General features: G+C 50.7%; 19 protein-coding genes and 1 tRNA gene. 5 read left to right on the top strand and 15 right to left on the bottom strand.

What is annotated here, in order from left to right:
* Positions 1–3: 3 nt before the first annotated feature.
* From BBW69_RS08970 to arsC, 4 genes are all read right to left on the bottom strand, one after another.
* Complete coding sequence (locus BBW69_RS08970) at positions 4–399, bottom strand: hypothetical protein (protein WP_188211077.1); 396 nt, start codon at positions 397–399, stop codon at positions 4–6.
* Between the two features lie 20 nt (positions 400–419).
* Entirely contained in the window at positions 420–1814 is a 1395-nt protein-coding gene (gene gltX, locus BBW69_RS08965) for a glutamate--tRNA ligase (protein ID WP_188211076.1), read from the bottom strand.
* A gap of 114 nt (positions 1815–1928) precedes the next feature.
* A complete protein-coding gene (locus BBW69_RS08960; RefSeq protein ID WP_188211075.1) occupies positions 1929–2585 on the bottom strand; it encodes a YdcF family protein in 657 nt (218 codons plus the stop codon).
* On the bottom strand, positions 2582–2935 hold the full coding sequence (gene arsC, locus BBW69_RS08955; protein WP_107860336.1) for an arsenate reductase (glutaredoxin): 354 nt from the start codon (positions 2933–2935) through the stop codon (positions 2582–2584). Before arsC ends, BBW69_RS08960 begins: the two co-directional genes overlap by 4 nt.
* A gap of 132 nt (positions 2936–3067) precedes the next feature.
* Between arsC and BBW69_RS08950 the strand changes: the two genes are divergently transcribed.
* From BBW69_RS08950 to BBW69_RS08935, 4 genes are all read left to right on the top strand, one after another.
* Complete coding sequence (locus tag BBW69_RS08950; RefSeq protein WP_107860335.1) at positions 3068–3550, top strand: TlpA disulfide reductase family protein; 483 nt, start codon at positions 3068–3070, stop codon at positions 3548–3550.
* A 201-nt stretch (positions 3551–3751) separates the two neighbouring features.
* Positions 3752–4402 (top strand): cell division ATP-binding protein FtsE, encoded by a 651-nt coding sequence (gene ftsE, locus BBW69_RS08945; protein ID WP_111727491.1) that lies wholly within the window; start codon positions 3752–3754, stop codon positions 4400–4402.
* Positions 4399–5316, top strand: coding sequence for a permease-like cell division protein FtsX (gene ftsX, locus BBW69_RS08940; RefSeq protein ID WP_107960999.1), 918 nt, complete (start codon positions 4399–4401; stop codon positions 5314–5316). The genes ftsE and ftsX overlap by 4 nt, the downstream gene beginning before the upstream one ends.
* Before the next feature lie 87 nt (positions 5317–5403).
* Entirely contained in the window at positions 5404–5652 is a 249-nt protein-coding gene (locus tag BBW69_RS08935; RefSeq protein ID WP_002218280.1) for a BolA family protein, read from the top strand.
* Between the two features lie 64 nt (positions 5653–5716).
* Here BBW69_RS08935 and BBW69_RS08930 read toward each other — a convergent pair whose 3' ends face one another.
* From BBW69_RS08930 to BBW69_RS08885, 10 genes are all read right to left on the bottom strand, one after another.
* The gene (locus tag BBW69_RS08930) at positions 5717–6895 is read right to left on the bottom strand and encodes a phosphoglycerate kinase (protein ID WP_188211134.1); all 1179 of its coding nucleotides are present in this window, start codon (positions 6893–6895) and stop codon (positions 5717–5719) included.
* Positions 6896–6979: 84 nt separating this feature from the next.
* Entirely contained in the window at positions 6980–8233 is a 1254-nt protein-coding gene (gene murA / locus BBW69_RS08925; RefSeq protein ID WP_188211074.1) for a UDP-N-acetylglucosamine 1-carboxyvinyltransferase, read from the bottom strand.
* A 196-nt stretch (positions 8234–8429) separates the two neighbouring features.
* A tRNA-Lys gene (locus BBW69_RS08920) sits at positions 8430–8505 on the bottom strand.
* Between the two features lie 68 nt (positions 8506–8573).
* Complete coding sequence (locus BBW69_RS08915) at positions 8574–9545, bottom strand: TerC family protein (protein WP_188211073.1); 972 nt, start codon at positions 9543–9545, stop codon at positions 8574–8576.
* A 29-nt stretch (positions 9546–9574) separates the two neighbouring features.
* Complete coding sequence (locus BBW69_RS08910; RefSeq protein ID WP_003678456.1) at positions 9575–10024, bottom strand: CopD family copper resistance protein; 450 nt, start codon at positions 10022–10024, stop codon at positions 9575–9577.
* 37 nt (positions 10025–10061) lie between these two features.
* Entirely contained in the window at positions 10062–11339 is a 1278-nt protein-coding gene (gene waaA, locus BBW69_RS08905; RefSeq protein ID WP_188211072.1) for a lipid IV(A) 3-deoxy-D-manno-octulosonic acid transferase, read from the bottom strand.
* Between the two features lie 61 nt (positions 11340–11400).
* The gene (gene gnd / locus BBW69_RS08900) at positions 11401–12849 is read right to left on the bottom strand and encodes a decarboxylating NADP(+)-dependent phosphogluconate dehydrogenase (RefSeq protein ID WP_188211071.1); all 1449 of its coding nucleotides are present in this window, start codon (positions 12847–12849) and stop codon (positions 11401–11403) included.
* Positions 12850–13460: 611 nt separating this feature from the next.
* Positions 13461–14384, bottom strand: coding sequence for a UDP-3-O-acyl-N-acetylglucosamine deacetylase (lpxC, locus tag BBW69_RS08895; protein WP_188211070.1), 924 nt, complete (start codon positions 14382–14384; stop codon positions 13461–13463).
* A gap of 163 nt (positions 14385–14547) precedes the next feature.
* Positions 14548–14877 (bottom strand): FKBP-type peptidyl-prolyl cis-trans isomerase, encoded by a 330-nt coding sequence (locus BBW69_RS08890; RefSeq protein WP_002240914.1) that lies wholly within the window; start codon positions 14875–14877, stop codon positions 14548–14550.
* 77 nt (positions 14878–14954) lie between these two features.
* The gene (locus BBW69_RS08885) at positions 14955–15173 is read right to left on the bottom strand and encodes a DUF2061 domain-containing protein (protein ID WP_188211069.1); all 219 of its coding nucleotides are present in this window, start codon (positions 15171–15173) and stop codon (positions 14955–14957) included.
* Between the two features lie 133 nt (positions 15174–15306).
* Here BBW69_RS08885 and BBW69_RS08880 point away from each other — a divergent pair, with 133 nt between their 5' ends.
* Positions 15307–16260 (top strand): D-2-hydroxyacid dehydrogenase, encoded by a 954-nt coding sequence (locus tag BBW69_RS08880; RefSeq protein WP_188211068.1) that lies wholly within the window; start codon positions 15307–15309, stop codon positions 16258–16260.
* 76 nt (positions 16261–16336) lie between these two features.
* Here the strand turns inward: BBW69_RS08880 and metG are convergent, their stop codons facing one another.
* Positions 16337–18394 carry a methionine--tRNA ligase gene (gene metG, locus BBW69_RS08875; RefSeq protein ID WP_188211067.1) on the bottom strand — a complete coding sequence of 686 codons (2058 nt, stop codon included), beginning with the start codon at positions 18392–18394 and terminating at the stop codon, positions 16337–16339.
* Positions 18395–18461: the final 67 nt, after the last annotated feature.

The following is an 18461-nucleotide window of genomic DNA, read 5'->3' as shown; positions in this document are numbered from 1 at the left end:
CGGTTAATTTCCCGCCGCCTTCGTCCCTCCTGCACCATAAACCGCATTCCAAGCATTGTCCAAGCGCAGCCCCGCCTGTCTTAATTCCTCCTCCTGCTGCGCTTTCATCGCCATCGCATTGGGAATTTCCGCTTCCAAACGGGTAATATCCGCCTGTGCCGCCTGCAACCGCCTGCGCGCATCTTCCAAATCTGACTGCATCCCGATAATTTTTCCATCAAGATTGTTTTGTTTTTGCAATAAGGCGCGGTAACCGGATTGGATACTGAGCAAATTGTCTTCAGCATCCCCCGCCCATACACTGGTAGAAAAAACAACCATCAGAAAATAAAATATTTTTTTCATTTTTAACTTTCGTTTAAATGCCGTCTGAAACCGTATTCCGACATCAGACGGCATCACCCACACCTGTGGATAACTTAAGCGCGGATACGTTTCAACACTTCTTCTTTGCCGATTAATGCCAACACGGCATCGACACTGGGGGTTTTCGCCGTGCCGCAGACGGCGAGGCGCAGGGGCATGCCGAGTTTGCCCATTTTAATACCTTCTTCGTCACAGAAAGGTTTGAACAAGTCGTGGATGGCTTCAGCATTCCAGTCTTCCAGCCCTTCAAGGCGTTCGGCAAAGCGCAGCATACGGGCGGCGGCTTCGTCGTCCCAGTGTTTCTGCACGTCTGCTTCGGCAGGCGTTTGTTTGACGTAGAAGTAGAGGCACTCGTCGGCGAGGGTGTTCAGGTCTTGGGCGCGGTCTTTGACCAATGCCAACACATCTTCCAAAGCAGGCTTGCTTGTTTCATGGATATCGCGCAGGGAGAGGCGCGGTTTCACCATTTCGGCCAGTTTTTCGTTGGCGGTGATTTTGATGTGTTCGCCGTTGATCCAGTAGAGTTTCTTCAAGTCCATGCGGCTTGGAGACGGGGAAACGTCTTTCAAATCAAACCATTCGATGAATTGTTCCATCGTGAAGAACTCGTCGTCGCCGTGTGCCCAGCCCAAACGCGCCAGATAGTTGAGCATGGCTTCGGGTAGGATGCCCATCGCGCCGAAATCGGTGATGGCAACGGTATCGCCGCTGCGTTTGGAGATTTTTTTGCCTTGTTCGTTGAGAATCATGGGCAGGTGTCCGTATTCGGGCAGGTTCGCGCCGATGGCTTTTAAGATGTTGATTTGTTTCGGTGTGTTGTTCACATGGTCGTCGCCGCGGATAACGTGGGTAACGCCCATGTCGTAGTCGTCCACCACGACGCAGAAGTTGTAGGTCGGCGTACCGTCGGCGCGGGCGATAATCAGGTCGTCGAGCGCTTCGTTGGGAATGGAGATTTCGCCTTTGACCAAGTCTGTCCATTTCGTAACGCCGTCCAAAGGCGTTTTGAAGCGGACGACGGGTTGTACGTCGACAGGTATTTCGGGCAGGGTTTTGCCCTCTTCGGGACGCCAGCGGCGGTCGTACGTCGCCGTGCCTTCTTTTTCTGCTTTCTCGCGCATGGCTTCCAGCTCTTCTTTGCTGCAATAGCAGTAGTAGGCGGCACCTTTTTCCAAGAGTTCGGCGATGACTTCTTTATAGCGGTCGAAACGGCGGGTTTGGTACACGACGTTGTCGGCGTTATCGTAATCGAGACCGACCCATTTCATGCCGTCGAGGATGATGTTGACGGATTCGGCGGTGGAACGCGCCAAGTCTGTGTCTTCGATACGCAATAGGAACTCGCCTTTGTGATGGCGGGCAAACGCCCATGAAAACAAGGCGGTGCGCACGCCGCCGATGTGCAGGTAGCCGGTTGGGCTGGGGGCGAAACGGGTTTTGACGGTCATGATGGCTCCAGAATCTTTAAAACGGCTTATTTTACTGTTTTTACCGTGCTTAAGCATTAAAAATGCCGTCTGAAGCTTACTTGCGGATAAGTTTCAGACGGCATTCCGTTGTTTTCAACCAAACATCCAATTGAAAAAACGCCTCCCCCATTTTTCCAAACGGTAAAGGGTGAGGGCATATCCTTCATGAAGGATAAAATTTTTCTTTCCGCTCGCGGTATCAAAACGTGTCGTCGGAGTAGCGGAAACATAAACCCGAACCCCTAAATCCCCGGCCATTTCCGCAGCACGGGCCAAGTGATAGGGATCGCTGACGATTACTACGCTGGAAATACCGTTGGCCTGTAAAATCGGACGGATGTTGTTCAGATTTTCATAGGTATTGCGCGACGTGTTTTCAAATAAGATATTGTGCGCCGGAACACCTTGCTTGAGCGCATACCGCCGCCCGACTTCGGCCTCCGTCATGTAACCCTTTTTACTTCTGCCGCCGGTAAAAATAATTTTACCGACCCTGTGCCCCTGATAAAGCGCGATGGCATGGTTGATGCGTTCCCGAAAAACAGGGGACGGGCGTTTGTCCCATGCAGCAGCTCCCAAAACCAATGCGGCATCCGCACGGGTACCTGCGGGTAAAACCCCTTCATTCAGCCGATACACCGTCCAAACGGATGAGGCAAACAACGAGGCAAACAAAAAAAACCAAAAGCAAAAACCGCCAAGCAGGTAATAGCGCAACCCTTCACGGCTGCGAAACAGCCGTTTTTTCACAATATTGCTTCAATATTTTCCAAAGGCCTTCCGATGGCAGCCTTACCGTTCGCCAAAACAATCGGGCGTTCCAGTAAAGCGGGGTGTTCGACAATCGCCTGCAGCAGCGCATCGTTATCCAAATCCGGATTATCCAAACCCAAATCCCGATACAAATCATCCTTGACGCGCATCATGCCCCGAACCGAATCCAAACCCAATTTGTTAAAAATATCCCGTAATGCAGGCAAATCAGGCGGGTTATCCAAATACCCGACCACATCGGCCGATATCCCGCGTTCCTCCAAAAGGGATAAGGCGGCTCGTGACTTACTGCAACGTGGATTGTGGAAAATTTTAATTTCAGACATGGTATTTCCTTATTTGTCGGCAACAGCCTCATTATCGGCTTCTGTAGAATTTTACTCAATATCCTCCTTCAAACCATAGACAGCCGCACCAAACGGTTTACAATACCCCAATCCATATACGGAGGACAAAAAATGAAACACTTACCGCTTGCCGCAATCGCACTTGCCGGCGTACTGGTTTCCCATACTGCATCGGCAGACGAGCTTGCCGACTGGAAAGACAATGCCGCACAAACCCTGCAATCACTCAAAGCCCCTGTCCGCATAGTCAATCTTTGGGCAACCTGGTGCGGCCCGTGCCGCAAAGAGATGCCGGTTATGTCCAAATGGTACAAAGCCCAGAAAAAAGGCAGCGTCGATATGGTCGGTATCGCGCTCGATACATCCGACAATATCGGCAACTTCCTCAAGCAGACCCCGGTCAGCTACCCGATTTGGCGCTATACCGGAGCAAGCAGCCGAAACTTTATGAAATCCCACGGAAACAATATCGGTGTATTGCCCTTTACCGTCGTCGAAGCCCCGAAATGCGGATACAAGCAGACCATTACCGGGGAAGTAAACGAAAAAAGCCTGACGGAAGCTGTCAAACTAGCCTATTCAAAATGCCGTTAAATCTCTTATGCCGTCTGAAATGACTTCAGACGGCATTTTTCCCTCCCAGCCTTCGGTATCCGCCAAACTTATCCACTATCTAAAAACAAACGGAATCTTTATAATCTCCGTTACTTACTTATTGTTCAGACAGCATACCGCTCCCCCCCCCCATTTTCAGGCAAATAACCTGATACGGTATGCCCCTCTATAGGAACTCTCATGATCCGTTTCGAACAAGTTTCCAAAACCTATCCCGGCGGTTTTGAAGCCCTGAAAAATGTCAGCTTCCAAATCAACAAAGGCGAGATGATTTTTATTGCAGGACACTCCGGTTCAGGCAAATCCACCGTCCTCAAGCTAATTTCGGGCATTACCAAACCAAGCAGGGGCAAAGTCCACTTCAACAAACAAGACCTCGGCACCCTGACCGACAACCAAATCGGCTTTATGCGCCAACATATCGGCATCGTGTTCCAAGACCACAAAATCCTCTACGACCGCAACGTCCTGCAAAACGTCATCCTCCCGCTGCGGATTATTGGTTATCAACCGCGCAAAGCAGAAGAACGCGCCCGCATCGCCATTGAAAAAGTCGGCTTGAAAGGGCGGGAATTGGACGATCCCGTAACCCTCTCGGGCGGTGAACAACAACGTCTGTGCATTGCCCGAGCCGTCGTTCACCAGCCCAGCCTGCTGATTGCCGACGAACCCTCGGCCAACCTCGACCGCGCCTACGCGCTCGACATCATGGAATTGTTCAAAACCTTCCACGAAGCAGGAACCACCGTCATTGTTGCCGCCCATGACGAAACCCTTATGGCGGACTACGGACACCGCATCCTGCGCCTCTCGAAAGGACGTCTCGCATGAGCATCATTCACTACGTCTCGCTGCACGTCGAATCCGCACGCACCGCACTCAAACAACTCATGCGCCAACCTGTCGGCACGATACTGACCCTCCTGATGCTCGCCGTCGCCATGACGCTGCCGCTGTTTATGTATTTGGGCATCCAAAGCGGACAAAGCGTTTTAGGCAAACTCAACGAGTCACCGCAAATCACAATCTATATGGAAACCGCCGCCGCACAAAGCGACAGCGAGACCGTGCGCAGCCTGCTGACGCGCGACAAACGGCTCGACAACATCCGCTTTATCAGCAAAGAAGACGGTTTGGAAGAATTACAGTCCAATCTCGACCAAAATCTGATTTCCATGCTTGACGGCAACCCCCTGCCGGATGTCTTTATCGTTACCCCCGACCCGGCAACTACTCCCGACCAAATGCAGGCAATCTACCGGGACATTACCAAACTGCCTATGGTCGAATCCGCCAACATGGATACGGAATGGGTACAGACACTGTACCAAATCAACGAATTCATCCGTAAAATTTTATGGTTTCTTTCACTGACGCTGGGGATGGCGTTCGTCCTTGTCGCACACAACACCATCCGCCTGCAAATCCTCAGCCGCAAAGAAGAAATTGAAATTACCAAGCTGCTCGGCGCGCCCGCATCGTTTATCCGCCGCCCATTCCTTTATCAAGCCATGTGGCAGAGCATTCTTTCCGCCGCCGTCAGCCTGGGGCTTTGCGGCTGGCTGCTCTCCGCCGTGCGCCCGTTGGTCGATGCCATCTTCAAACCCTATGGGCTTAATATCGGCTGGCGTTTCTTCTACCCGGGAGAAATCGCGCTGGTGTTCGGCTTCGTCGTCGCACTGGGGATATTAGGGGCATGGCTTGCCACCACCCAACACCTGCTCGGTTTTAAAGCCAGAAAATAATCCCGATAAAATGCCGTCTGAAGCCGTTTTCAGACGGCATTTCAATTTGCCAGTATAATGGCGCATTTTTCCAACAAGGAACCTACCATGCTGACCCCGGAACAAGTAAAAGCCATGATTGAAGGCGTGGCAAAATGCGAACATATCGAAGTAGAAGGCGACGGACACCATTTTTTCGCTGTCATCGTTTCATCAGAATTTGAAGGCAAAGCACGCCTTGCACGCCACCGCCTGATTAAAGACGGGCTTAAAGCCCAACTGGAAAGCAATGAACTGCACGCACTTTCCATTTCGGTTGCCGCCACACCGGCAGAATGGAATGCCAAAGCACAATAACCGCCATACAAAATGCCGTCTGAAACGAAATGGTTTCAGACGGCATTTTTTTATATCAAACCGTTTACTCGCCGCGTTTTTCCAAAGCGGCTACGGCTGGCAGCTCTTTACCTTCCAAGAACTCAAGGAACGCTCCGCCGCCGGTGGAGATGTAGCCGATTTGGTCGGTAACGCCAAACTTGGCAATCGCCGCCAGCGTATCGCCGCCGCCCGCAATCGAGAACGCTTTACTTTGGGCGATGGCTTCGGCAAGGGCTTTCGTGCCGCCTGCGAACTGGTCAAACTCAAACACGCCGACTGGACCGTTCCACACCACCGTGCCTGCGGCTTTGAGCAACTCGGCAAGCGAGGCGGCGGATTTCGGGCCGATGTCCAAAATCATATCGTCTTCGGCAACATCGGCAATGTCTTTCACCACAGCTTCCGCATCGGCGGCAAAGGCTTTGGCAACGACGACATCAGTCGGCAGCGGTACGGAGCCGCCTTTGGCCGCCATTTTCGCCATGATTTTTTTGGATTCTTCCACCAAATCATGTTCCGCCAGCGATTTGCCGATGGCTTTGCCTTCCGCCAACAGGAAGGTATTGGCGATGCCACCGCCGACGATGAGTTGGTCGACTTTGTCCGCCAGCGATTCAAGGATGGTCAGTTTGGTGGACACTTTGCTGCCGGCAACAATCGCCACCATAGGGCGCGCAGGCTCTTTCAGGGCTTTGCCCAAAGCGTCGAGTTCGCCCGCCATCAATACGCCGGCGCAGGCAACGGGCGCGGCTTGGGCGACGGCTTCAGTCGAAGCTTGGGCGCGGTGGGCGGTGCCGAACGCGTCATTGACGAACACGTCGCACAAGGCGGCATAGGCTTTGCCCAGTTCCAAATCGTTTTTCTTCTCGCCTTTGTTGATGCGCACGTTTTGCAGCATGACGACATCGCCAGCGTTCAGGCTGGGTTTGTTTTCACGCCAGTCATTCAATACTTTCACTTCTTTGCCCAACAGACCGCCCAAATGCGCGGCAACGGGCGCGACATCGTCTTCAGGATGGAACTCGCCTTCGGTCGGACGGCCCAAGTGGGTCATCACGATAACGGACGCGCCGTTGTCCAAGCAGTATTTGATGGACGCGAGTGAGGCGCGGATACGGGTGTCGTCGCTGATTTTGCCGTCTTTGAACGGCACGTTCATATCGGCGCGGATGAGGACGGTTTTGCCTTGAACATTTTGTTCGGTCAGCTTCAGAAATGCCATCATAAGTCCTTTTTTCCAAATAGGTTTTATTGTAGGGGAACGAATCATGCCGTCTGAATTGTTTCAGACGGCATGACGAAACATTTATCCGGAGATGCGCTCGATTGTCGCACCGACTTTACCGAGCTTTTTCTCAATATTTTCATAACCGCGATCCAAGTGGTAAATCTGTTCGACCACAGTTTCCCCCCGTGCCACCAAACCGGCGATAACAAGGCTGGCGGAAGCGCGCAAGTCCGTCGCCTTGACGACCGCACCGGAAAGCTGCTCCACCCCTTGGACAAATGCCGTATTACCCTCGGTCGTTATTTTTGCCCCCATCCGGTTTAACTCCGGAACGTGCATAAAGCGGTTTTCAAAAATTGTCTCCACCACACGGCAGCTTCCCTCAGACACGGCATTCAACGCCATGAACTGCGCCTGCATATCGGTAGGAAAGCCGGGATGGACGACCGTACGGATGTCCACCGCCCTCGGACGTTGACGCATATCGATGGCAATCCAATCGTCTCCGACTTCGATTAACGCCCCGGCCTCGACCAATTTGTCCAAAACCACTTCCATGGTTTTCGGTGCGGCATTTCGCAAAACCACCTTGCCGCCGGTCATTGCCACCGCGCACAGGAACGTACCCGCTTCAATCCGGTCGGGGACAACGCTGTGTTCGCAGCCGTGCAACTCATCCACCCCTTCCACAATCATGGTTGAGGTTCCTATACCGCTGATTTTCGCTCCCATCTTTATCAGGCATTCAGCCAAATCAACCACCTCGGGCTCAATGGCGCAATTTTCCAAAACCGTCGTACCCTCGGCCAGAGTAGCCGCCATCAGCAGGTTTTCCGTACCGCCGACCGTTACCACATCCATTGCCACACGCGTGCCTTTAAGCTTACCCTTGGCTTTGACGTAACCGTGTTCGATAACAATCTCAGCACCCATCGCTTCCAAACCTTTCAAATGCTGGTCGACAGGACGGGAACCGATGGCACAACCGCCTGGCAGACTGACTTGCGCCTCACCGAAACGCGCCAGCGTAGGGCCGAGTACCAAAATTGAGGCGCGCATGGTTCTGACCAATTCGTAAGGGGCGCAGGTATTGTTTACCGTACCTCCGTTGATTTCAAATTCGCTGATATTGTCGGTCAGAACGCGTGCGCCCATCCCTTGAAGCAGTTTTTGCGTGGTTTTGACATCAGCCAGCATGGGGACGTTTTTCAGGCGGAGCGTACCTGATGTCAGCAAGCCGGCACACATCAGCGGTAAAGCTGCATTTTTTGCACCGGAAACTGTAATTTCGCCGTTGAGCGGCCCGTTTGCGGAGATTTTCAGTTTATCCACGTTTGTTCTTCCATGATAATCTCGGGAGGTATCTCCCTGAATAAGGTATATTTTCCGAATGGCAGAATTATAAAGGATTTTTACCGCCGATACGTTGTACTGAAAAGAATTTGGTGAAATACCGGCTATTTTTAGCATTACATTAAAGAAACAAATAAAAAAGCCGAGCTTTAAAGCCCGGCTTTTTTATTTTATCTGGTGGGTCGTGAGCGATTCGAACGCTCGACCAACGGATTAAAAGTCCGCTGCTCTACCGACTGAGCTAACGACCCAGTAATTTTTGAATTTTATATATCAGCTTAGTTGTTGTCAACCCCTCTCAGGAATTCAGACGGCATTTTTATTTATCAACCTGTTTTTTCGTATAAATTAATGATGTCAATATCGACGCGCCCAATGCGCCGAACACCACCGACAAAGAAATGGAAATCGGGATGTGTACCCAATGCATCATCAGCATTTTCAGACCGATGAAACTCAAAACAAATGCCAATCCATATTTCAGGAATACAAAACGTTCCGCGACATCTGCCAGAAGGAAATACATCGCCCTCAAACCCAAAACGGCAAAAATATTGGATGTCAACACGATGAACGGGTCTGTGGTTACCGCAAAAACCGCCGGTATGCTGTCCACCGCAAATATAACATCGCTCAACTCAGTCATGATTAAAACTAAAAACAGCGGAGTGGCTATTTTTTTGCCGTTTTCGATGGTGAAAAATTTATCTCCGTGAAATTCAGAGCCGACGGGAATAATTTTCTTCACAACACCCAACAGCCGGTTGCCGGACAAGTCTTCTTCATCATCCTCTGACTTCATCATGCGTATGCCCGTGTACAGCAGGAACGCGCCAAAAAGGTAAAGTATCCATTCAAACTGCCGAACCAGTGCCGCACCGATAAAAATCATTACGGCACGCAAAACCAATGCCCCTAATACGCCGTACAGCAAAACACGGTGCTGATACTTCGGAGCAACTTTAAAATAGCCGAAAATCATCAGGAATACGAATATATTGTCCACCGCCAGCGACTTTTCCAAAATATATCCGGTAAAAAACTCTAAAACTTTTTCTTTAGCTACTGCGGCTCCATACATGGGATTGCCGGCAAGCTCGATATACAGCCATCCGGCAAACAGGCAGGATACGGCAACCCACAATCCGCTCCACGCCAACGCTTCCTTGATGCTGACTTTATGGCTGCCGTTTTTCCTCAGTGAAAACATATCGACAGCAACCATAAGCAATACGGCGGTAAAAAAAACGCCGTAAAACAACGGCGTCCCGACTTCGGGGAATTCAGACATTATTCAATCTCCTATTTTGAGGATTTTATTCACCAGCTGAGATAAAACATGGCCTTCGCCAAAAACACAATCAGCAGCATATGGGTAAAGACAACGGCGTGTATGTATTTCGACCACCTCACAGTTAACGTGGAGCGCGCCATTTTGACGACAGCTATGGCAAAGTGCACCAACACGCTGCACGCAAGCAGGATTTTCAAGGCCAGCATCGTACCGAAGGATGTGGCAAACGGTTCACCCAATACAGGAAGATAACGGTTTGCCGCCATCACGATGCCGCTGGCAAACAAGAGTCCGACCACTGCCGGCATCACCCTAACGGCGCGGTAAGACATGGCTTTTTCCACTTCCCGCCGCGACTCCCTGGACACCCTGCCTGTATGCAGGACGGACAACACCAGCATTTCAAAAAATACGCCTCCGACAAAGGCAATGGCGCAATACAGGTGGACAATGTGCGCAACGGCATAAATGCTCATACGATACCCCTACCTAAATCTGTGAATGCCGATTGTATCACTCGCATACGGAATCCGCATTTCGCACTGACTGGCAAATCACTTCCGCCATTCTCCCACTGGCCCCGCGATGTTGGGAAATGAATTTTTCGATACGCTCACTCATCGGTGCGCCGCTTCCTCCTTGTTCCAATACCAATTCGACCGCCTCACGCCATCCGTCTGCAGAATCTACCTGGATTGCCGCACCGGCCTCCAGTGCATGGCTGCATGCCTGGGCAAAGTTGTAAGTAGAAAAGCCGAATATCGTAGGAACATGACAAGAAAGCGGTTCGATGATGTTTTGACAGCCGGAATCCACCAAGCTTCCTCCGACAAAGGCGACATCGGCACTTAAATAATACGCATGCAACTCCCCCATACTGTCCCCTATCCAGACCTGCGTATCGGCCGCCACCGGCAAACCGTCGCTGCGCCGTTGAACCTTAAACCCGAAGCGTTCTGCCGTTTCAAATGCCGTCTGAAAATGCTCGGGATGCCGTGGGACAATAACCAAAAGTGCATTTCCGCGATATTTCCGCCATGCCGCCAACAGTTTCTCCACCTCGTCCTCCCCTTTGTATACGCGCGTGCTGCCGCACACGGCAACCGGACGGCTTCCGATTCGTTTTTTAAATTTATCCGCCAGTATATTCATACATTCAGACGGCATCATGTCGTATTTGGTATTGCCGCACACACTGCTTTCCCGTACGCCTATCCGCATCAAGCGGGCGGCATCCGCCTCCGTCTGAGCCAGGCAGCCGGACAATGAAGCTGCTACAGGACGGATCAGGCTGAGTATTTTTAAATATCCTTCCAGAGATTTTTCCGACAGCCTTGCATTTGCCAAAAACAGCGGAATCCCTTCCTCCCGACACGCCGTCATCAGGTTGGGCCAGATTTCTGTTTCCATCAACACGCCGAACAAAGGGCGGTGTTCGCGCAAAAACTGCCTCACCCATGCCTTCCTGTCATAAGGCAGGTAACGGCATTGCGCATCAGGAAACACCGCCTGAGCCGTTTCCCGCCCTGTCGGTGTCATCTGGGTAATCAGCAGCGGCACGCCGGGAAAACGCAGCCTTAACTCATTCACCAGCGGTAAGGCGGCACGCGTTTCACCGACAGACACCGCATGTATCCAAATCGCACCGCTAACCGGATGCGGATGCGGTTTGCCGAAGCGTTCCCCCCAATTTTCCCCATACGCCGGCGATTTCTCCGCCCGTTTGCGAAGCCGGTGCCGTATCAATACCGGCACAAATCGCCACAACACATCATAAAGCCATTGAAACATTAAAATTTTCCGTAAAACAAATGCCGTCTGAACGGTTCAGACGGCATATCCTGAAACAGTTTTAAATATCGTACGTCGTCGAAGCGGTATCTCCGCCTTTGCCCGTCCAATTCGTATGGAAAAACTCGCCTCTCGGTTTATCGGTCCGCTCATACGTATGCGCACCGAAATAGTCGCGTTGCGCCTGCAGCAGGTTGGCAGGCAGCCGTTCAGACGTATAGCCGTCTAAAAACGTAACGGCGGAAGCCATGCACGGCATGGGGATACCGCATTCGATTGCCTTGGCAACCACTTTTCGCCATGCCGGAAGGCATGTTTCCAAAATATTTTTAAAGTAGGGATCAGTACCTAAAAACACCAAATCCGGATTGTTTTCATAGGCATCGCGGATATTGCTTAAGAATGCGCTGCGAATGATGCACCCCTCGCGCCAGAGCAAGGCCGTTTTGCCGTAGTTTAAATTCCAGTTATAGGTTTCTCCCGCTTCCCGAATCAGCATAAATCCTTGCGCATACGAAATTATTTTTGATGCAAGCAATGCTTGGCGCAAATTGTCGACCCATTGTTTTTTATCCCCATCCACAGGGAAAACTTTTTGTCTGAACAATTTACTGTTTTGAGTACGCTGTTCTTTCAGCGAAGAAACACAACGGGCAAACACAGCTTCTGAAATCAGCGTCAGCGGAATACCTAAATCCAGCGCATTGATACCCGTCCATTTCCCCGTTCCCTTTTGTCCTGCCGTATCGAGGATTTTTTCAACCAGCGGTTCGCCTCCCTCGTCTTTGTACGCCAAAATGGATGCCGTAATTTCAATAAGATACGAGTTAAGCTCGGTTTGATTCCATTCGGCGAATACTTGATGCATCTCTTCGTGGGACATACCCAAGCCGTCTTTCATAAATTGGTATGCCTCGCAAATCAACTGCATATCGCCGTATTCGATACCGTTGTGTACCATTTTGACGAAATGTCCCGCCCCATCCCTGCCGACCCAATCGCAACACGGCTCACCTTGAGGGGTTTTCGCGGCAATCGCCTGGAAAATCGGTTTAACAGCTTCCCATGCACGCTCATCTCCGCCCGGCATGATAGACGGGCCGTGCCGCGCGCCTTCCTCTCCGCCGGAGACCCCCATGCCGACAAACAAAATACCTTTTCCGGAAAGGTAACGGGTGCGTCTGTTTGTATCCGGATAATTGGCATTTCCTCCGTCAATGATGATATCGCCCTTATCCAAAAGCGGCAACAGCTGTTCGATAAAGTCGTCAACCACCGAACCTGCCTTAACCATCAGCATAATTTTTCTTGGTTTTTCCAGTTTATCAACCAAGTCCTGCAACGAATATGCGCCGATAACATCCGTACCTTGTGCAGCACCTTTTAAAAATTCGTCAACTTTAGAAACAGTCCGGTTATAGGCAACAACCTTAAAACCATGATCGTTCATATTCAGAATCAAGTTTTGTCCCATAACGGCCAAACCGATTAAACCCAGATTGCCTTTCATTCCTGGAAGCTCCATCATTGATTTAATTTATCAACTTCAACTCTACCTGATTTACATCCATTTAACAATATTTAACGTTTAAAGTTTTGAAAAAGGTTCTTTACGCTTTTGCCAGACTTGCGTTGCGGAATTTAATTTAAATATAAATTTAAATAATAAAAAGCTGATGATATTGAGTCTGAAAACATTCTGTGAATAACTTTTTTTTGTATTTATTTTCAAGAGGATGTTGTTTTATTTTGTGTGTCGGCAAGTTAGCAGGGGTTTTGTGCATTTCTGTGGATAGATTTGCTTGGAATTTAAGGCCTGTGAATAACTTTACTGTTATGCAGCGATATTTTCGGTTTTGTTCCTCTGGCTGGTGTTTGTATCTTTCGTAAAGGATGTGGCGGGGTGATTTATGCAGGACGTTCAAAACGGAAATAACAAAAAATCCATCTTGTGTATAAGTGGTGGAAAATTTATGGAGAAATGAGGTTATTTAATTAAATCAAGGTGTTATTTTTAATTTTAGTGTGCATAAATAAAAAATAGAAGTATGATGATGTATAAAATGCCGTCTGAAACATTGGTTTTCCTTGTTCAGACGGCATTGGGAGGTAAGTTGGAAGTTATCCACACTTCTTGAGGTTTAAGTCGTGAAATGCAGGCGGCAAGTCTTCGCTGTTGGAAAATTCGACCCATTTATAGGCGGTCTCGTCCGCCAGAACTGCGCGTAAGAGCGCATTGTTAATGGCATGTCCTGATTTGTAGCCTTCGAATGCGCCGATGAGCGGATGCCCGACGATATACAAATCGCCGATGGCATCAAGGATTTTATGGCGCACAAACTCGTCGGGATAGCGCAAGCCTTCAGGATTCAGGACATCCGTGTCGTCAATCACGATGGCGTTGTTCAAATTGCCGCCTAAGCCGAGATTGTGGGCACGCATCATTTCAACTTCGTGCATAAAGCCGAAAGTGCGCGCGCGTGCGATTTCATCGATGTAGGATTTGCCAGCGAAATCGATTTCAAAAGTGGGCGAACTGCGGTTGAAAACCGGATGGTCGAATTCGATGGTCAGGGTAACTTTAAATCCGTCATACGGTGTAAAGCGCACCCATTTTCCCGCTTCTTTGACTTCGACGGGTTTGAGGATTTTTAAAAAACGCTTTTGCGCCTTTTGGTCGACAACGCCCGCATCTTGCAGGAGGTAAATAAACGGCAGGCTGGAGCCGTCCATAATCGGGATTTCGGGCGCGTTCAACTCAATCAGCGCATTGTCGATACCGTAGGCGGACAGTGCGGACATGATGTGTTCGATGGTGCCGACGCGCACGCCTTTGTCGGTAACGATGGTGGATGAAAGGCGGGTATCGTTGATCAAATAAGGGGTCAGTTTGATTTGTTCGCCCATCTCGCCGTCCAAATCGGTGCGGCGGAAGGAAATCCCGCTGTTTTCAGGCGCGGGGTGCAGGGTCAGAGCGACCCGTTCGCCGGAATGCAGGCCGACTCCGGTAACGCTGATGGATTTCGCCAAAGTTCTTTGCAGCATAAACCGCTTCCTTATCAATGGGGTAAGTTGGGGAATGATACGATAAAACCGGAAAAACAGGCTATGTTTTTCAATAGTATTTGCCAATACGGATGTTTTATTTAAAACAAAATGCCGTCTGAAACGATTTGTTTGTGTTTCAGACGGCATGGGTCAGGCAGCTTTATTCGTACACTTTCAACAGCTCGACTTCAAATATCAAAGTGGCGTGCGGGGGAATCACACCGCCGGCACCGTGTGCGCCGTAACCCATTTCCGAAGGGATGGTCAGCTTGCGTTTGCCGCCTTCCTTCATGCCGCCGAAGCCTTCGTCCCAACCTTTGATAACTTGTCCGACGCCGAGCGTGATGGTCAGCGGTTGGCGTCGGTCGAGGCTGGAGTCGAATTTGGTTCCGTTTTCCAGCCAGCCGGTGTAGTGGACGGTGATTTCTTTACCCTTTACCGCCTCTTTGCCGAAGCCTTCTTGCAAATCTTCAATAATCAGGCTGCCCATATCTGTCCTTTCGTTGCTTGTTTGTCAAAACGGCAAGGGTAACATACCGTCCGTCGAAGTCAAATGCCACTCAAACGTCAGCTACACCGGGGCAGCTGAAACGGCTGTGTTTGTTGGACTGTTTTATTTTTTTCGTAAAGGTTCCATGCTTTTTCATGGAAATAGAAAACGACGGCGTTGATTAGGGGTTCGACCAGCGCGACCGCCCCCGATACGCCTATACTGCCCGTCAGTACATAGGTTACACTGAAGGCGACGCTGAAATGCAGTGCGGCAAAAGTCAAGGTTTTAAGCATCATCATCTCCTTGATTGAAAAATTAATTGAAAATTTACGGAGGGATGATAAAGATTAGCATAAGGCTGCGTGGTTTAAATTTGCTATTTAACGTTAGTGTAAATAAATCATTTTCCAAATATGGATAGAAATTATGAATCATAAAAAGATTGTTGTTTTGGATGCGGATACTTTGCCCGGTCGGGTTTTTCATTTTGATTTTCCGCACGAGCTTGCGGTTTACGGTACGACAGATGCCTCGGAAACGGCGGTACGCGTATGCGGTGCGCACATCGTCATCACCAATAAGGTTGTCATTTCTGCCGATATTATTGCGGATAATCCTCAGCTTGAGCTGATTGCCGTCAGTGCGACCGGTGTGAACAATGTCGATATTGAGGCTGCGAAGGCGGCTGGTATTGCCGTATGCAATGTCCGCGCCTACGGAAACGAATCGGTTGCGGAACATGCCTTTATGCTAATGGTTGCGTTAATGCGGAATTTGCCTGCCTATCAGCGTGATGTTGCGGCCGGATTATGGGAGAAGTCGCCGGTTTTTTGTCATTACGGCGCGCCTATTCGGGATTTGAACGGTAAAACGCTGGCGGTTTTCGGACGCGGCAATATAGGACAGACGCTTGCCGGATACGCGCAGGCGTTCGGTATGAGGGTGGTGTTTGCCGAACACAAACACGCGCCCGCTGTGCGTGAAGGCTATGTTTCCTTTGAAGATGCGGTACAGGCTGCTGATGTGTTGTCGCTGCACTGTCCGCTGAACGCCCAAACTGAAAATATGATAGGCGAAAACGAATTGCGGCAGATGAAGCCCGGCGCGGTTTTAATCAATTGCGGGCGCGGCGGGCTTGTGGATGAAAACGCGCTGCTTGCCGCACTCAAATACGGGCAGATTGGCGGGGCAGGTGTCGATGTTTTGACGGAGGAACCGCCGAGGAGCGGCAATCCCCTGTTGAAGACCCGCCTTCCCAATCTGATTGTTACGCCGCATACCGCGTGGGCAAGCCGTGAAGCGTTGGACAGGCTGTTCGATATATTGTTGGCGAACATTAACGCCTTTGTGAAAGGCGAGGCGCAAAACCGGGTGGTTTGAGCTTGTCGAGATGACGAAAAACAATGCCGTCTGAAGGCCTCAAGGGTTCAGACGGCATTGTTTTTGATATTTCTACTTAACCGACTTTGTCGCCCGGTTGCGCGCCTGCATCCACATCCAAGAGTCTCAGTTTGCCCTCGTCGGTGGCGGCGGAGAGGATCATGCCTTCGGATACGCCGAATTTTGCCATTTTGCGCGGGGCGAAGTTGGCGACGGCGATAACCATGCGGCCGTTTAATTCGGCTGGGTTGGGATAAGACGCGGCGATGCCGGAGAAGATGATGCGTTTTTCAAAACCGAAATCGAGGTCGAATTTTAGGAGTTTGGTGCTGCCTTCGACGGCTTCGCAGTTCAATACTTTGGCGACGCGCATGTCGATTTTCATAAAGTCGTCGAAGCTCGCCTGTTCGGCGACTTTTTCATATTTGCTCTCTTCGGCGGCAGGCGCGGCTGCGGCGGCGATGCTTTGTTTGTTGGCTTCGATCAAATCGTTCACTTGTTTTTGCTCCACTCGTTGCATTAAATGTTCGTATTTGTTGATGGCGTGTTCGCCTAAGGTTTCGCGTGTATTTGCCCAAGTGATGGCTTCCAAATTCAGGAATTTGGCGGCATTTTCGGCCACTTTCGGCAATACAGGGGCGAGGTAGGCGGTTAACATGGTAAAGGCGTTGATGAGCTCGCTGCATACTTCGTGCAGGCGTGCGTCTTGACCTTCTTGTTTCGCCAGTTCCCAAGGTTTGTTGGCATCAACGTATTCGTTGACAATGTCTGCCAAGGCCATGATGTCGCGCAGGGCTTTGGCGTATTCGCGGCTTTCGTAGCATTCGGCAATGGCTTCGCTTTGCGCAGTCAGTTTTGCCAGCAATGCGCTGTCGGCAACGTCTTTCAGACGGCCTTCAAAGCGTTTGGCGATGAAACCTGACGCGCGGGCGGCGATGTTGACGTATTTGCCGACGAGGTCGCTGTTGACGCGGCTGATAAAGTCTTGCAGGTTCAAATCGATGTCTTCGATTTTGCTGTTGAGCTTGGCGGCGATGTAGTAGCGCATCCACTCGGGGTTCAGGCCTTGTTCCAGATAGGATTTGGCGGTGATGAAGGTGCCGCGCGATTTGGACATTTTTTGTCCGTCCACGGTCAAAAAGCCGTGTGCGTACACGCCGGTCGGGGCGCGGTGGCCGGAGAAATGCAGCATGGCGGGCCAGAACAGGGCGTGGAAATAGAGAATATCTTTGCCGATGAAGTGGTACATCTCGGTTTGGCTGTCGGCTTTGAAGTATTCGTCAAAATCGATGCCGATGCGGTCGCACAGGTTTTTAAACGACGCCATGTAGCCGACGGGTGCGTCCAGCCAGACGTAGAAGTATTTGCCCGGCGCGTCGGGGATTTCAAAACCGAAATACGGCGCGTCGCGGGAAATGTCCCAGTCGGACAGGGTGGTTTCTTCGCCTTCGCCCAGCCATTCTTTCATTTTGTTGAGGGCTTCGGGTTGCAGATGGGGCTTGCCGTCGTGCGGATTGTTGCCGGAAGTCCATGCTTTGAGGAAGTCGGCGCATTCGCCCAGTTTGAAGAAGAAGTGTTCGGATTCGCGCAATTCGGGTTTGGCACCGGAAACAGCGGAATACGGGTTGATCAGTTCGGTTGGGGAATAGGTCGTGCCGCAGACTTCGCAGTTGTCGCCGTATTGGTCGTGGGCGTGGCATTTGGGGCATTCACCTTTGACGAAACGGTCGGGCAGGAACATTTGTTTTTCAGGGTCGAAAAGCTGCTCGATGACGCGGCTCTCAATCTTGCCGTTGGCTTTCAGTGCGCGGTAAATGTCTTGGGAAAACTGTTTGTTTTCAGGGGAATGGGTGCTGTAATAATTGTCGTAGCCGATGCCGAAACCAGTAAAGTCGGCGAGGTGCTCTTCGCGCACTTTGGCAATCATGTCCTCAGGCGCGATGCCTTGTTTTTGCGCGGCAAGCATCACGGGCGTGCCGTGGGTGTCGTCGGCGCAGCAGTAGTAGCATTCGTGGCCGCACAGTTTTTGGAAGCGTACCCAAACGTCGGTTTGGATGTGTTCGACCATGTGGCCGAGGTGGATGCTGCCGTTGGCATAGGGCAGGGCAGAGGTAACGAGGATTTTGCGTGTCATATTGTGCTTTGCAAACAATGGGTAAAGGCGGATTATACCGCAAATCAAACTGGGAAATGCCGTCTGA

The organism is Neisseria sp. RH3002v2f, from assembly GCF_014596375.1.
Lineage (GTDB): Bacteria > Pseudomonadota > Gammaproteobacteria > Burkholderiales > Neisseriaceae > Neisseria > Neisseria cinerea.
This window is presented reverse-complemented; position numbering and strand designations above follow the sequence as displayed.

Excerpts from the sequence above, each read along its gene's own strand:
- BBW69_RS08970 (WP_188211077.1), bottom strand. The coding sequence starts at position 399 with ATGCCGTCTGATGTCGGAATACGGTTTCAGACGGCATTTAAACGAAAG.
- BBW69_RS08910 (WP_003678456.1), bottom strand. The coding sequence starts at position 10,024 with ATGAGCATTTATGCCGTTGCGCACATTGTCCACCTGTATTGCGCCATT.
- BBW69_RS08935 (WP_002218280.1), top strand. The coding sequence starts at position 5,404 with ATGCTGACCCCGGAACAAGTAAAAGCCATGATTGAAGGCGTGGCAAAA.
- ftsX (WP_107960999.1), top strand. The coding sequence starts at position 4,399 with ATGAGCATCATTCACTACGTCTCGCTGCACGTCGAATCCGCACGCACC.
- BBW69_RS08930 (WP_188211134.1), bottom strand. The coding sequence starts at position 6,895 with ATGGCATTTCTGAAGCTGACCGAACAAAATGTTCAAGGCAAAACCGTC.
- arsC (WP_107860336.1), bottom strand. The coding sequence starts at position 2,935 with ATGTCTGAAATTAAAATTTTCCACAATCCACGTTGCAGTAAGTCACGA.
- lpxC (WP_188211070.1), bottom strand. The coding sequence starts at position 14,384 with ATGCTGCAAAGAACTTTGGCGAAATCCATCAGCGTTACCGGAGTCGGC.
- metG (WP_188211067.1), bottom strand. The coding sequence starts at position 18,394 with ATGACACGCAAAATCCTCGTTACCTCTGCCCTGCCCTATGCCAACGGC.
- BBW69_RS08880 (WP_188211068.1), top strand. The coding sequence starts at position 15,307 with ATGAATCATAAAAAGATTGTTGTTTTGGATGCGGATACTTTGCCCGGT.
- ftsE (WP_111727491.1), top strand. The coding sequence starts at position 3,752 with ATGATCCGTTTCGAACAAGTTTCCAAAACCTATCCCGGCGGTTTTGAA.
- BBW69_RS08890 (WP_002240914.1), bottom strand. The coding sequence starts at position 14,877 with ATGGGCAGCCTGATTATTGAAGATTTGCAAGAAGGCTTCGGCAAAGAG.
- BBW69_RS08915 (WP_188211073.1), bottom strand. The coding sequence starts at position 9,545 with ATGTCTGAATTCCCCGAAGTCGGGACGCCGTTGTTTTACGGCGTTTTT.
- BBW69_RS08885 (WP_188211069.1), bottom strand. The coding sequence starts at position 15,173 with ATGCTTAAAACCTTGACTTTTGCCGCACTGCATTTCAGCGTCGCCTTC.
- gltX (WP_188211076.1), bottom strand. The coding sequence starts at position 1,814 with ATGACCGTCAAAACCCGTTTCGCCCCCAGCCCAACCGGCTACCTGCAC.
- waaA (WP_188211072.1), bottom strand. The coding sequence starts at position 11,339 with ATGTTTCAATGGCTTTATGATGTGTTGTGGCGATTTGTGCCGGTATTG.
- gnd (WP_188211071.1), bottom strand. The coding sequence starts at position 12,849 with ATGAAAGGCAATCTGGGTTTAATCGGTTTGGCCGTTATGGGACAAAAC.
- BBW69_RS08950 (WP_107860335.1), top strand. The coding sequence starts at position 3,068 with ATGAAACACTTACCGCTTGCCGCAATCGCACTTGCCGGCGTACTGGTT.